13 protein-coding genes are annotated in these 13,471 nt (G+C 66.2%); 7 read left to right on the top strand and 6 right to left on the bottom strand.

What is annotated here, in order from left to right:
- The first annotated feature begins 13 nt into the window (after positions 1-13).
- The 6 genes from AC1Q7H_RS25030 to AC1Q7H_RS25005 all read left to right on the top strand — a co-directional run bounded on the left by AC1Q7H_RS25030 (position 14) and on the right by AC1Q7H_RS25005 (position 6,829).
- Complete coding sequence (locus AC1Q7H_RS25030; RefSeq protein ID WP_153953501.1) at positions 14-1,726, top strand: AMP-binding protein; 1,713 nt, start codon at positions 14-16, stop codon at positions 1,724-1,726.
- Positions 1,723-2,217, top strand: a complete 495-nt coding sequence (locus AC1Q7H_RS25025; protein WP_153953502.1) for an acyl-CoA thioesterase — start codon at positions 1,723-1,725, stop codon at positions 2,215-2,217. The genes AC1Q7H_RS25030 and AC1Q7H_RS25025 overlap by 4 nt, the downstream gene beginning before the upstream one ends.
- Positions 2,214-2,972, top strand: coding sequence for a maleate cis-trans isomerase family protein (locus tag AC1Q7H_RS25020; RefSeq protein WP_153953503.1), 759 nt, complete (start codon positions 2,214-2,216; stop codon positions 2,970-2,972). The genes AC1Q7H_RS25025 and AC1Q7H_RS25020 overlap by 4 nt, the downstream gene beginning before the upstream one ends.
- Before the next feature lie 10 nt (positions 2,973-2,982).
- Positions 2,983-4,140, top strand: a complete 1,158-nt coding sequence (locus tag AC1Q7H_RS25015) for an FAD-dependent monooxygenase (RefSeq protein ID WP_492381858.1) — start codon at positions 2,983-2,985, stop codon at positions 4,138-4,140.
- 91 nt (positions 4,141-4,231) lie between these two features.
- Positions 4,232-5,653, top strand: coding sequence for an MFS transporter (locus AC1Q7H_RS25010; protein ID WP_492381857.1), 1,422 nt, complete (start codon positions 4,232-4,234; stop codon positions 5,651-5,653).
- Between the two features lie 204 nt (positions 5,654-5,857).
- Entirely contained in the window at positions 5,858-6,829 is a 972-nt protein-coding gene (locus tag AC1Q7H_RS25005; RefSeq protein WP_153953505.1) for a Bug family tripartite tricarboxylate transporter substrate binding protein, read from the top strand.
- Positions 6,830-6,833: 4 nt separating this feature from the next.
- Here AC1Q7H_RS25005 and AC1Q7H_RS25000 read toward each other — a convergent pair whose 3' ends face one another.
- The 3 genes from AC1Q7H_RS25000 to AC1Q7H_RS24990 form a co-directional block, all read right to left on the bottom strand.
- Positions 6,834-7,739, bottom strand: coding sequence for a LysR substrate-binding domain-containing protein (locus AC1Q7H_RS25000; RefSeq protein WP_211981585.1), 906 nt, complete (start codon positions 7,737-7,739; stop codon positions 6,834-6,836).
- Positions 7,740-7,812: 73 nt separating this feature from the next.
- On the bottom strand, positions 7,813-9,051 hold the full coding sequence (locus tag AC1Q7H_RS24995) for a metal-dependent hydrolase family protein (RefSeq protein WP_492381856.1): 1,239 nt from the start codon (positions 9,049-9,051) through the stop codon (positions 7,813-7,815).
- A gap of 1 nt (position 9,052) precedes the next feature.
- Positions 9,053-10,378, bottom strand: a complete 1,326-nt coding sequence (locus AC1Q7H_RS24990; RefSeq protein WP_013953160.1) for an MFS transporter — start codon at positions 10,376-10,378, stop codon at positions 9,053-9,055.
- A 442-nt stretch (positions 10,379-10,820) separates the two neighbouring features.
- Here AC1Q7H_RS24990 and AC1Q7H_RS24985 point away from each other — a divergent pair, with 442 nt between their 5' ends.
- Entirely contained in the window at positions 10,821-11,534 is a 714-nt protein-coding gene (locus AC1Q7H_RS24985; RefSeq protein WP_211981581.1) for a PA4824 family protein, read from the top strand.
- Positions 11,535-11,576: 42 nt separating this feature from the next.
- On the opposite strand, the gene AC1Q7H_RS24980 is transcribed toward AC1Q7H_RS24985, so the two are convergent.
- From AC1Q7H_RS24980 to AC1Q7H_RS24970, 3 genes are all read right to left on the bottom strand, one after another.
- Positions 11,577-11,942, bottom strand: a complete 366-nt coding sequence (locus AC1Q7H_RS24980; RefSeq protein ID WP_112776617.1) for an HVO_A0114 family putative DNA-binding protein — start codon at positions 11,940-11,942, stop codon at positions 11,577-11,579.
- A complete protein-coding gene (locus AC1Q7H_RS24975) occupies positions 11,943-12,218 on the bottom strand; it encodes a toxin-antitoxin system TumE family protein (RefSeq protein WP_492381855.1) in 276 nt (91 codons plus the stop codon).
- Between the two features lie 331 nt (positions 12,219-12,549).
- A complete protein-coding gene (locus AC1Q7H_RS24970) occupies positions 12,550-13,461 on the bottom strand; it encodes a carbohydrate kinase family protein (protein ID WP_153953510.1) in 912 nt (303 codons plus the stop codon).
- Positions 13,462-13,471: the final 10 nt, after the last annotated feature.

The raw sequence follows: 13,471 nt of genomic DNA, 5'->3' as shown, positions 1-13,471 counted from the left end.
GCGGGAGGCAATCATGACCGGTATTCAGTTTCCGATCGAAGGCGTGGCGTATTGCCCGCGAGCGGCCGCGGCAAGGTACTTCGAGACCGGGGCGTGGGTAGACGACACCCTCGGCGGGGCGCTGCGCAAGACCGCGCGGCGTGATCCGGACCGCCTGGCATTTATCAGCGACGAGCGCGCGATCACCTTCACCGAAATCGACCAGCGCAGCGAGCGCCTGGGCGCCGCGCTGCATCAGCTTGGTCTCAGTCCCGGGGATCGCGCGATCTTCCAGATGGGGACCGCGATCGATACGGCCATTGCGTTGATGGGCTGCTACAAGGCAGGCGTGGTGCCGGTGTGTGCCGTGCCGCAATACCGTGAAGTGGAGATCGGCCAGTTGTCCGCGCTGTCGGAGCCGCGCGCCTATTTCGTGCAGGCCGACTTCAGTGCCTTCGACCTTGCCGGCTTTGCGCGCGGCATGGCGCAGCGTCATCCGTCGCTGCGGCACCTGATCGTGGCCCGGGGCGAGCCCGTTCCGGGACTCGGCGCGCACGGCGAGCACGGCCTGGACGCGCTGATCGACGGCATATCCTATGAGCAGGCAGTGGCCGTGCTGGCCCGGGTGTCGATCGGCAGCCAGGATGTGCTGAGTTTCCAGTTGTCCGGGGGCACCACCGGCGTGCCAAAGATCATTCCCCGCTTCCATGCCGAGTACATCGGCCATGCGCTCGCCTGCATGCGCCAGCTTGGCCAGACCGAACACAGCCGCCTGATCTGGTCACTGCCGTTGCTGCATAACGCTGGCCAGCTCTACGTGCTGGTACCGACTGTGGCTGGTGGTATGACATCGGTACTGATGCCGCGCGTCGACATCGCGCGCATGCTCGAACTGATCGAGCTGCATCGCGTCACGCATGGCATGTCGATCGGACCAGTTGCGCCGCAGATGATCGCCTACCAGGATATCGCGCGGCACGATCTTTCGTCGCTCGAACTGTTCGGCACGATGACGCGCGCCGACGCGCTGGAAGCGCACCTCGGCGTGCCTTGCTTCAACCTGTTCGGCACCACCGAAGGGCTGCTGCTGGGTGCCGGCGCTCGCTTTCCCGCAGGGGTCCGCCATGGCACGCAGGGCTTCTCCGGTTGCCCGGATGACGAACTCCGCCTGCTGGCGCCGGGCACCGACGAGCCGGTGCCGCAGGGCACGCCGGGCGAACTCTGCTTCCGCGGCCCGTCAAGCCTGCGCGGCTACTACAAGGCGCCCGAGGCTACCGCGCAAACGCTGACGCAAGATGGCTTCGTGCGCTCCGGCGACCTCATGACCGAGCATGTGATCGACGGCTACCGCTGCTTCGCTTTTGAAGGCCGCCTGCGCGACAACGTGAATCGCGGCGGCGAGAAGATCGGATCGGAGGAGGTGGAAGCGTATGTCAGTCGCCATCCGGCGGTGGCGGACGCCAAGCTGGTGGCGATGCCGGACCCGCTGTACGGCGAGAAGGGTTGCATTTACCTGATCCTGCGCGCCGGGCACGCGGCGCCGGATGTTGCGGAGCTTGCGGCGTTCCTGGTTGGCCAGGGACTCGCGAAGTTCAAATGCCCGGAGCGCATCGAAGTGGTCGGGGAGTTTCCGGTGACACGGGTTGGGAAAGTCGACAAGGCTGCGCTGCGGGCCATGGTGGCACGCCGGCTGGAAGTGGAGGCAGGCATAGCCGGAACCGATGGAACGGGGAGGGTGCCAGCATGATCTGTACCGAAGCCGTACTGGCTGACACACCGTTCGTCGTACGCCGGCGCGTCAAGTGGGGCGAATGCGATCCGGCCGGCGTGGTCTACACGCCGTCCTTCTCGGAATACGTCATTTCCACCGCGGAACTGTTCTACGAGCGCCTGTTCGACGGTCGCCCTCAAAACACCAAGGACGAGCTTGGATTCGGCACGCCAACACGTGCACTGGCGTTCGACTTCCGCCGTTCGCTCTGGCCGGATGAATCGTTCGATATCGAGGTGCAGGTCGAGGCCATCGGCACGCGGACCTACACCCTGGCGCTGACGGCGCGAATGAGCGAAGGCCGCGACACCGCGTTCGTCGCCCGTCTCACCCCGATCTGCGTGCGCCGCGGGACCCGTGATGCCATCAATGTGCCCGCCTCGCTGCGCAATGCACTGGAGCAGTATCGGCGCGCTTGCGAGACGCACCAGCTTGCCAACCCAACCCACCAAGGCCAGACAGCATGAACCGTCGTACCTACCGTATCGGGCAGATCGTGCCCAGCTCCAACACGACGATGGAGACTGAGATCCCGGCGATGCTGCACGCGCGGGAGCAGATCCTGCCGGAGCGTTTCACCTTCCATTCGAGCCGCATGCGCATGCATCGCGTGGTGCGCGAAGAACTGGAGGCCATGAACCGCGAGGGACTGCGCTGTGCCGCCGAGCTGGCCGACGCGCGCGTCGACGTGATGAGCACGGCCTGCCTGGTTGCGATCATGGCAATGGGCCCCGGCTACCACCGTCAGGTGGAGCAGGACCTGTTGCGCGTCGCACGCGAGAACCACTGTGGCGCGCCTGTAATGACATCCGCAGGTGCGCTGGTGGCGGGCCTGAAGTCGATGGGCGCGCGCCGGATTGCCCTGATGGCGCCGTACATGAAGCCACTGACTGAAGCAGTGGTGCAGTACATCGAACATGAAGGCATCGAAGTCCTGGACGCGCTGTCATTCGAGATCCCCGACAACCTGGAGGTCGGGCGTCGCGATCCCATGCAGTTGCTGCAGGACGTCAGGCGCCTGAACACCGCCAATGCCGACGTCGCGGTGCTGTCGGCCTGCGTGCAGATGCCGTCGCTGCCGGCGATCCAGGCGGCGCAGGACGCGATCGGCCTGCCGGTCACGTCCACGGCAGTTTGCACGGTTCGCCAGATGCTGGAGCACCTTGACCTGGCACCCGTCGTCCCCAACGCCGGCGCGTTCCTTGCGCCGGCCAGCAAGTAAGAGGATTACCATGAATGTCGCCGTTATCGGAGGCGGGCCGGCCGGCCTGTATTTCTCGCTGTTGCTCAAGCAGCGGTATCCTGAAGATCATATCGTCGTGCACGAGCGCAACGAGGCGGGCGCCACCTACGGCTGGGGCGTGGTGTTTTCCGACGTCGCCCTGTCGTTCCTAGAGGTCGCGGATCCGGCGTTCTTCCGCAAATTCACCGCGCATCACCAGCGTTGCGATTTTATGGAGGTCGCCCACAAAGGGGTGCGGGTGCCACTGCACAACAACCACTTTTCGCGCACCTCGCGCATCGACCTCCTGCGCGTGCTGCAGCAGGCGTGCGCCGACGCCGGCGTCGACATTCACTACGGCAGCCGCGTGAGCGACCCGGCGGAACTGCCAGACGCCGACATCATCCTCGCCGCAGACGGCATCAACAGCGAGGTCCGGACCCGGCTGGCGGAGCATTTCCGGCCGAGCTTCGATGTGCGCCGCAACAAGTTCGCCTGGTACGGCACCCATCAACTGTTTCACCCGGTCTCGCTGATCTTCCGCGAGACCGGCCACGGGGTGTTCATGGCTCACGCTTACCAGTACAGCGAGACACTGTCGACCTTCCTGGTGGAAGTCGACCCCGAGACCTGGCAGCGCGCGGGACTTGACACCGCCACGGAAGAAGAGAGTCGCGCCTTCTGCGAACAGGTCTTCGCGGAAGACCTGGGCGGTCACGCGTTGCTGGGAAATCGCTCCAACTGGTTCCAGGCGAGCGTGGTGCGCAATGAACACTGGTCGCATGGCAAGGTGGTCTTGCTCGGCGACGCGCTGCGCAGTGTGCATTTCTCGCTGGGCTCCGGCACCCGCATGGCGATGCAAGATGCGATCGCGCTGTGCGATGCCGTCTGCTCGCATCGCGATGATGTGCCGGCGGCGTTCCGGGCGTTCGAGGACAGCCGGCGCGATGCATCGGCGAAATTCCAGGACGCGGCCCGCCGCAGCCTCGACTGGTACGAGTCGGTCGATAGCAAGATGCACCTCGATCCGGTGGCGTTCGCCTACAACTACATGCTGCGCACCGGCAGGGTCACGCATGAAGACCTGCGCCAGCGCGACCCGGAGTTTATCGCCCGCGTGGAAGCGGCTGGTTACAACCATCCCGTTGATGCACCGACCGCGGTATAGCCGCACGCCTGCGCGAAATTCTCGCAAAACCCCGCTGTACCCGCACAAGCCGCAGCATAGCGGTAGTGCGCCGACCATCCCGGGAGACAACATGACAGCCCCATCCGCCCCCCAAGGCGCGGCGGCCGGCGCGCCTGTGCGCGCCACCGTCAACGTGCGCGAATTCATCGACGCGGCACGCCTCTCATCGCTGCAGTTGCGCACCATCGCGTTGTGCTTCGCGATCGTGGCACTGGACGGCTTCGACATCGCCATCATTGGCTTTCTTGCTCCCCATATCCGCAGCGAATGGTCGCTGTCGGTGGTGGCCCTGGGGCCGCTCTTCTCTGCCGGCCTGCTCGGGCTGATGACCGGCGCTTTTCTCTGCGGTCCGCTGGCTGATCGCATTGGCCGGCGTCGCGTGCTGGTCATGTCGGTGGCGTGGTTCGGTGCTGCCTGTGCGGCATCTGCCGCGGCGCCAGGCATCGGCTGGCTGATCGCGCTGCGGTTCCTGACCGGGATGGGCCTGGGCGGCGCCATGCCCAATGCGATCACGTTGACCGCCGAGTTCAGCCCGTCGCGTCGCCGTGGCATGTTGCTGACGATCATGTTCTGCGGATTCTCCCTTGGCTCCGCGCTGGGTGGCGTGGTGACCGCGTATCTGATCGAGCAGGCCGGCTGGCGCGGCGTGCTGGCGCTGGGCGGTGTGCTACCGCTGGCGCTGGCCCCGGTACTGGCGCTGGCCTTGCCGGAATCGGTGCGCTACCTGGCCACGCGTGAAGGCATGGAGGCACGGATCGCCGCCACCCTGGCACGCATCGATGCAAGCCGGGTCACGGGCGGCCAGCGCTACGTCACCGACGAGCCTGAGGGCCCCAGCTCTCCGGTCAGCCAGCTCTTCGCGCCGCGCTACCGGCAGGGGACGCTGTGGCTGTGGCTGGCATTCTTCTGCAGCCTGCTGTTGCTGTACCTGATGATCAACTGGCTGCCGATCCTGGTCCAGCGCAGCGGCCTCTCGCTGAAAGAAGCATCGATGCTCGCGGGGTTGCTGCAGGGCGGCGGCGTGCTGGGTGCCATCGTACTGGGCGTGCTGCTCGACAGGTTCAATCCCTATGCCGTGGTGGCCGGCGCCTACACGCTGGGTGCCATCGCCGTGGCATGCCTGGCTTCGGTGAGCGCGCCCACGGCAGTGGCGGCCGCGATCTTCGTCACCGGCTTCTGCGTGAGCGGATCGCAGGTCTGCGCCAATGTGCTGGCGTCGGCGTTCTATCCGACGTCGAGCCGCGCGACTGGCGTGGCCTTGGCACTCGGTATTGGCCGGGTAGGGGCCATCGCAGGCTCGCTCGGCGGCGCATTGCTGCTATCGGCGGGATGGAGCAATGCGGCGCTCTACCTCCTGCTGGCGATTCCGGCAGTGGTCGCGGCGATCGGCATCTACCGGACCGGGCGCGTCCAGGTTGCGGTCAGTATCCCGGAGCCCGAAGTCGGGGCAGACCTCACCCGTATCGAAGCCGCTACCCCGTTTCGCAAATAGAGCGAGGCATAAGGGCTTGCCATCGGGGCGCGCGTCCGTCCACGCAGCACTCGCCGGTCAGCGCCTGTCCGCACATACCCTTGGTTGACGGGATAATTTATATGCGTAAAATCCAATTCATAACTATGAATAATGGCAGGTCCCGGCCCTAGGCTGGCCTTGCCGGCAACGGCTTCCGACAACCGCCGTCCAGGAGACAACCCGATGAGACCGAACTCGCGCCGCCGCCTGATGCTGTGCGCCGCCGTGCTGGGCGCGATGCCCGCGCTGGCCTGGAGTGACACCTATCCCAGCAAGCCGATCCGTATGGTGGTGCCGTTTGCGCCAGGCGGCGCCACCGATGTGGTGGCGCGGCTGATTTCGCAGAAGCTGGGCGAAGCGCTCAAGCAGTCGGTGGTGGTGGAAAACCGCCCCGGCGCCAACGGTATCATCGGCACGGACATCGTGGCGCGTGCGGCGCCGGACGGCTACACGCTGCTGCTGAACAGCGCTGGCGCGCAGACCCTCAGCCCGGTGCTGTACAAGGCGGGCTATGAGCCGCTGAAGAGCTTTGCGCCGATCTCGCAGATCAGCAATATCGGCTTCGTGATGGTGGTCCACCCGTCGGTGCCGGCCAAGACCGTGCAGGAGTTTGTGGCGCTGGCCAAGTCGAAGACCAAGCCGCTGAGCCTGTCGGCCGGCAGCAGCATGATCGAGCTGATCGGCGCCACCTTCAAGTCCGCGGCGGGCACGCCGGACGTTGTCAGCGTGTCTTACCGCGGCACCGGGCCGCAGATGCAGGCGGTGGTGGCGGGGGAGGTCGACATGACCATCGACCCGTTCAACGGCATGGCGATGATCAAGGCCGGCAAGCTGCGCCCGCTGGCGGTGTTCGCGTCCAAGCGCTCGCCCGCGCTGCCGGATGTGCCGACCATGCATGAGGCCGGCTATGACGGCATGGCCTTCAATTCCTGGGCGGGCCTGTTGGCGCCGGCCGGCACGCCCAAGGAGATTGTCACGCGGCTGAACCAGGAAGTGAACCGCATCCTGGCGCAGCCCGAGATCAAGCAGCGCCTGGCAGCGATCGACTATGAGGTGGTGGGTGGCACGCCGGAGCAGTTCGCCGCGACCATTGCCGAGGATGCGGCGCGGTGGGTCAAGATCGTCAAGGATACGAACTACAAGGCGGGATCGTGAGGGCTCAGGCTGGTGCAGGCGTCGCCTGCCGCACCAGCCAGCTGCGGAACGCGCGTGCCGCGGCCGGTTCCATCCGGTCGCGCGGCCACACCGCGTAGTAGCCGCCGCCCAGGCTGGCGCTGGCGTCGCTGGCGCGCACCAGCAGGCCTTCGCGCAGGCAGGCGTCGATCATATGGCGCCAACCCAGCACGATGCCCTGGCCTTCCATGGCCAGCTGCAGCAGGATCGGGTACTGGTTGGAGGTCAGCACGTTGCGCAGCGTGGCATCGGGCAGGCCCTGGCTGGCTAGCCAGGTCTGCCAGGACATCCACTGGCGCTGGCCGTCGTCGAGCATCAGCAGGGTTTCATTGGCCAGCGCGGCCGGGGCCAGCGTGCGGCCGTTCAGGTAGCCCGGCGCACACACCGGGAACACTTCCTCGCCATACAGCCGTCGCGCCGCCAGTCCGGGCGGAGGACCCTCGCGCAGGTAGTACATGCCGATATCGAACTCCGCCGGCGACAGTGACGCCAGGCTGTCGTTGACGGTCAGGCGCAGCTGGATCTCGGGGTGCGCCTCGCGGAACGAGGCCAGCCGCGGCGTCAGCCACAGCACCGCAACGCCGCTGGAGCACGCCACTGTCAAGGCGGTATGGCTGCGCACCTTCATCACGTCTTCGGTTGCTTCGGCGCAGCCCACCAGCAGGCGCTGCACCACCTCGGCATAGCGCTGGCCGCTGACGGTCAGGCGCAGCGCGCGCGGTTCGCGGATAAAGAGCTTGCGCCCGAGAAAGCGTTCCAGCTGGGCCACCTGGCGGCTGATCGCACTTTGGGTCAGGTGCAGTTCGGCCGCGGCGCGGGTGAAGCTGCCGTGGCGCATCGCGGCTTCAAACGCGACCAGGTTGGGCAGGGGCGGGAGCGGGGAAATGCGCATGGGGGCTTCCGGTCAGAGAGGCCCCCATGATAGACCGCCGTTGCAGGCCAGCGGGAGGGGCGCGCCGCCCGGGTCAGCCTTCGCGGCGGTGGATGCGGCCGGCCTGCATCACCACGCTCAGGCGCTCGCCCTGGCCGGCGATCAGGCCGATATCGGCCAGCGGGTTGCCGTCGACCAGCAGCAGGTCGGCCAGCGCGCCGGCGCGCACGGTGCCAAGCTCGCCTTCGCGCTGCAGGATGGCGGCGGCGATCGAGGTGGCCGAGCGGATCGCTTCCAGATTGCCGAGCAGCTCGGCGCGGATGCGGAACTCTTCGGCTTGGTGGTCGTGCATCTCGCCCAGCAAGTCCGAGCCATAGCCCATCGGCACGCCGGCATCGGCATAGATGCGCAGCGAGTCGCGGCCGGCCTGGCGCACGGTCTCGATCTTGGCTACCGAATCGGCCGGCAGGCCCAGGCGGGCGCCGTCGCGCGCAAGCGCGTCGTAGGTGACCAGCGTCGGCACCGCGAAGGCGCCGTGCTTGCGCATCTCGTCGGCGGCAGCGCGGTCGACCAGGTTGCCGTGCTCGATGGTGCGCACGCCGCAGCGCACCGCGCGCGTGATGGCGCGGCCGGTGTAGGCGTGGGCCATCACATAGGTCTGTGCGGCTTCGGCTTCGGCCACGATCGCGCGGATCTCGTCTTCGCTGTACTGGGTGTTGCCGATCGGGTCGGTGGGCGAGGCCACGCCGCCCGAGGCCATGATCTTGATCTGGCTGGCCCCTTTCTGGATTTCTTCGCGCACGGCCAGGCGCACGGCATCGACGCCATCCACCACGCGCGCGATGGCACCGGCGCGGAAGGCGCACGAACAGGGCTCGAGCACATCTGAGCGCGGACGGAAATCACCATGGCCGCCGGTCTGCGACAGCGCCTTGCCCGACGCAAAGATGCGCGGCCCCGGCACCAGCCCGGTGGCAACCGCCTGCGACAGGCCCCAGTCGGCGCCGCCGGCATCGCGCACGGTGGTGAAGCCGCGCTCCAGCATGCGCTGCATGATCGGCAGCGCGCGGATAGCCACCAGCACGTTGGGCTGCACCGCGTTCAGGCCGAGGTTGGCCAGCGAGGCCAGCACGTGCACGTGGCAGTCGATCAGGCCGGGCATCACGGTCTTGCCGCGCGCGTCGATGCGCTGTGCGCTGGGGGCATCGATGGCCGGGCCGACCGCGGCAATGCGCTCGCCTTCAACCAGCACGTCGTGGCCGCGCAGCAGCTCGCCCGTGCCGGGTTCGAGCACATCGCCGCCGTGGAAAAGGATCTGGGGACTCTGGGACATATCAGCGTTGTTGCAGGTAGGAAGGTTCGCGCACGAAACGGGTGCCGACCAGGCTGATGGCGGCGGCGATCATCACGTAGATGGCCGGGGCCATGCTGCTGCCGGTGGTGGCGATCAGCCAGGTGATGATGAACGAGGCAAAGCCGCCGAAGATCGTCACCGCGAAGTTGTAGGCGACCGACAGGCCGGTCGACAGCACGCGCGCCGGGAACAGCTCGGAGAAGGCCGCCAGGATCGGGCCGGTGTAGGTGGCGATCAGCACGCCGAACACCAGCTGGAACACCAGCAGCGACGACAGTCCGGGTACATGGTTGATGAAGGTGAACATCGGCCACGCCAGCACCAGGATCAGCAGCGCCGAGCCGCTCAGCAGCACGCGCCGGCCGATACGGTCTGCCAGCAGGCCAACCAGCGGCGCGAACACCATGATGGCGCTGCCGCCAGCCATGCCGGCGATAAAGCCGTCGGCCTGCGGCACCTTCAGCACCTTGACCGCGTAGGTCGGCATGTAGAACAGCAGCACATAGGTGCACACCGTCCACAGGATCACCATCGAGAAGCTGGCCAGGGTCTCGCGCGGGTAGGCCTGCACGATTTCCTTCAGCGGTGAATCGGCGCGCTCGGCGTTGTCGCGGAAGGTCGGGGTTTCATCGAGGTGGTGGCGGATGTAGTAGCCCACCGGGCCGATCACGATGCCCAGCAGGAACGGCAGGCGCCAGCCCCAGCTGTTGAGCGCCTCGGTGCTCAGCGAACTGGTGACGAAGGTGCCCACCGCCGCGCCCAGCAGCACGGCCACGCCGATGCTGGCCTGGATCCAGCTAGAGTAGTAGGCACGCTGGCGCGCCGGGGCGTACTCGGTCAGGAAGGCGGTGGCGCCGCCCATCTCGCCGCCGGCGGAGAAGCCCTGCATCAGGCGCGCGATCACGATCAGCAGCGGGGCCAAGATGCCGACCTGGTCATAGGTCGGCGCAATGCCGATCAGCGTGGTGCCCAGCGCCATCAGCAGGATGGTCAGCGACAGTGCTGCCTTGCGGCCCACGCGGTCGGCGTAGATGCCCAGCACGATGCCGCCCACCGGGCGCATGAAGAAGCCCACGCCGAAGGTGGCCACGGCCAGCAGCAGCGAACTGAGGTCGTCGCCGGTGGGAAAGAACAGCTTCGCGATGATGACCGCGAAGAAGCTGTAGACGGTGAAATCGAACCATTCCAGGCCATTGCCGATCACCGTGGCGATGATGGCGCGGCGGCGCTGGCTGGGCTGGATGGCGGGCGCCGCTGGCGCTGCTGGTGTGTAGGGTGCGCTCGTGGGCGCAGCACTGTTTTGCATGGCTTCCTCCTCTGTGGCAGCTGCCGGGGGCGAGGGCCGGTGTCAGCCGGCCTGGCAGATGGTGCAGCCGATGTTAGGAGAAGGCGGGGCGCAGACGGTAGCGATATCTCCGCATGAATGCATGCGCGTGGCGCATGGCTCGGGTTGACCGCGCCGCTGGCCTGCCATTACACTGCGCCCCGTTCTTATCAGCGGAGTTATCCGTGGACAGTTGTCCCAGTCATTCTCGCGGAAGGGAAGTTTCCCGGGCCGCCGGGGTGCGCTGAGCCACTGCAGTCGTCTTTCGCTGCGGTGCCGCCATCGCGCCCCGCAGTGTCCCCCGTTGGCCAGGTGCAAGCCTGCGCCCGCCGGTGCCGTTCCTCCCTTCCTGTCCTTCAATGTCTTGTCATGGCCTGCGCGTAACGTTCGCGGCCATGTGGCGGTATTTGTCAGGAGGGTTGCCATGGTGTGGCACCAGTTCTTCGTGCGTCTGGCCACAGTGGCCATCGTGGCCGCGGCCTGCCGGCCAGCGCTCGCGGCCCGGCCGCTGATCACCGACGATGCCCGCATTGTCGATCCCAAGTCCTGCCAGCTGGAATCGTGGATGCAGTTCCAGTCCGGCGGCAATGAACTCTGGGCGCTGCCGGGGTGCAATCCCTCCGGCAACCTGGAACTGACGCTGGGCGGATCGCTGCAGCGGATCGATGGCGGGCTAGATGCCACCAATGTGCAGTTCCAGGCCAAGACGCTGCTGAAGCCGCTGGAGACCAACGGTTATGGCATTGCGCTGTCCGTTGGCCTTATTCATCATCCCAATGCCGAGCAACGCAAGCTGTTCGGCAACCTGTATCTCAATGTGCCGGTGTCGGTCTCGTTTGCCGACGACCGCTTCGTCGCGCACCTGAACGTCGGCGCCAACCGCGACACCGAGAACAACCAGACGCGCATGACATGGGGTGTCGGCACGGAGACGGCACTGCACCCGCGCGTGTTCCTGGTTGCCGAAACCTTCGGCGAGAACCGCGGCAAGCCGTTATTCCAGGCGGGATTCCGTTTCTGGGTGGTGCAGGACCGCGTGCAGGTCGATACCACCTACGGCAACGTGTTCGGCGGCGGTACCGGCGCGCGCTTCTTTACGATCGGGCTGCGGCTGCTGTCGCCGGCGTTCCTGCCGTAGTGGCAAGCGCGCCGGCCATGCTGCCAACCATGTCAGCGGACGCTAGTGAAAAGCAAGCTCAAGCTCCACGCCGCTGTAGTCAACGCGCGGAGCAAGCCTGCGGCGTGGCCCTTGTTCAAAGTGAATCAAGCCGTAGCCCTCCATCGTGCGGAGGGTCCGCGACAGGTTCGACACGGCGCGTCCGGTCTTCTGCGATAGCTCTTCGAGCGATTCAGGATTCGTTTCCGCGATCAGCGCAAGCAATTGGCGATTGGCGGGGGACAGGACCTTTGCCAGCACGTCCAGCGATTGAAACCAGACCTTGGGCTCATCCTTTCCGGGCTTGAGTTTGCCGCGGGCGATCGCCATGGTGCGGGCCTTGAAGTCTTCCAGTGAGGCGATGCCAATCTTGAGGTTGCCGCTCATCATTCACTCCTTTTGCTGCAGGATCTTGTCGACCTCTGTCCAGAAATCTTCCAGCAACGTGGAAGCATCCTGGTAGTCGTAGAATCGAACGCCCGCCGCAATGTGCTGGTGGCCGTACTCAATGCGCGTCCGCACTCCTGGCCCGGATCCCTCATTGATGCCGTGCGCATTGTCAAAACCAAGCAAACGGCAGCCAATCCTGTCATGCAGTGTCAGCGAATACCTCAGTCCGTGAGGGCGTTCCTGCGAGATAGGGCAGGTGCGCACCACGATTTTCACCCAATGCAAGCTTTCGTCATCTATGACGAAGCGGAGCCCATCCAGGTCCAATAGTGTGTCGAGGCTACGGTCGCGTATAGGTATGCTATCACAGTGTGATAAGTATGGCGAGCCCGACCGCTTGCATAGTTTCGTACGCCCATAGGACGCTCGAACAACGTTTGCCTGTGGCCAAGGCTCGTCTGGCTAGCACATCACTTTGCCACCGACAATGTAACGAGGAGGTTATTTTCTGGAAATCTGGCGCATATTCAGAGCTTTCCCAAAGGGCTTTCCTTGCTGGCACCGGCTTTCCCATTGCTGATCGCTTGCGGCTCCTGTCGCCGGCCCTTCAGGCAGCCAGTAATTCTTCCACTTCCTCGCGTCGCGGCGGATACGCGCCGGCCCGGGTCGCAGCAATGGCCGCCGCGGCGGCAGCCAGCCGCGCCTGTGCGGCAAGGTCGCCCGCCGCGCCGGACAGCACGCCGGCCATCCAGCCGCCCATCGCCGCATCGCCACAGCCGACGGTATCGGCCACATCAACTGCGAGCGCGGGCTGCTCGACGACAATACTGCCCTTGAGCAACGTCATGCCATGCGCGCCGCGCGTCAGCATGACGGTTGCATCGGGCGCCATGGCGCGTACCTGTGCCAGTGCCGCGTCGGTATCGAGCGCGGGAAAGAGCCCGGCTAGGTCTTCGTCGGAGATCTTGACGTAGCTGGCCAGTCGCAGCATGTGTGCGAGGACGTTGGCGTAGCCCGGTGCGCGCATCAGGTCCCGGAAGTTGGGGTCGAAGGCAATGCGCTTGCCCGCCGTTGCGGCCAGCGTGGCTTCTTCACACAGCCGTGCCGCCAGCGGCTGGCGCACCAGGCTGATGGAGCCGAAGTGGATCACCTCTGCCGCCTGGCGCCAGCCCTCTGGCAAGCGGGCCGGGTCGAAATGCAGGTCCGCGCTGTCGTCCCCGACAAAGAAGTACTGCGGCGGATGGCGTGACGCGACAAAGGCCAGGAACGGCGAGCGCGCCACCCGCTGCAGGAAGCGGCCGTCCAGGCCGGCGTCAGCACTGGCCTGGGCCAGGTCATCGCCGAACAGGTCCTGGCTGACGGCGCCCGCAAAGGCGGTCGCAATGCCCAGCCGGGCGCCAACGCGCGCCACGTTCCAGCATGAGCCGCCGGGCAGACCCAGCCAGCTGCCGTCGGCCTGGCGGACCATGTCGGTCAGGGCTTCGCCGAACACGACATAGCGGGGAAGGGGCGTGGACATCGGAGTCTCC

Source organism: Cupriavidus sp. GW823-FHT06D04, assembly GCF_058795055.1.
The sequence above is the reverse complement of the archived record's forward strand: the minus strand, read 5'-3'. Positions and strand labels throughout refer to the sequence as shown.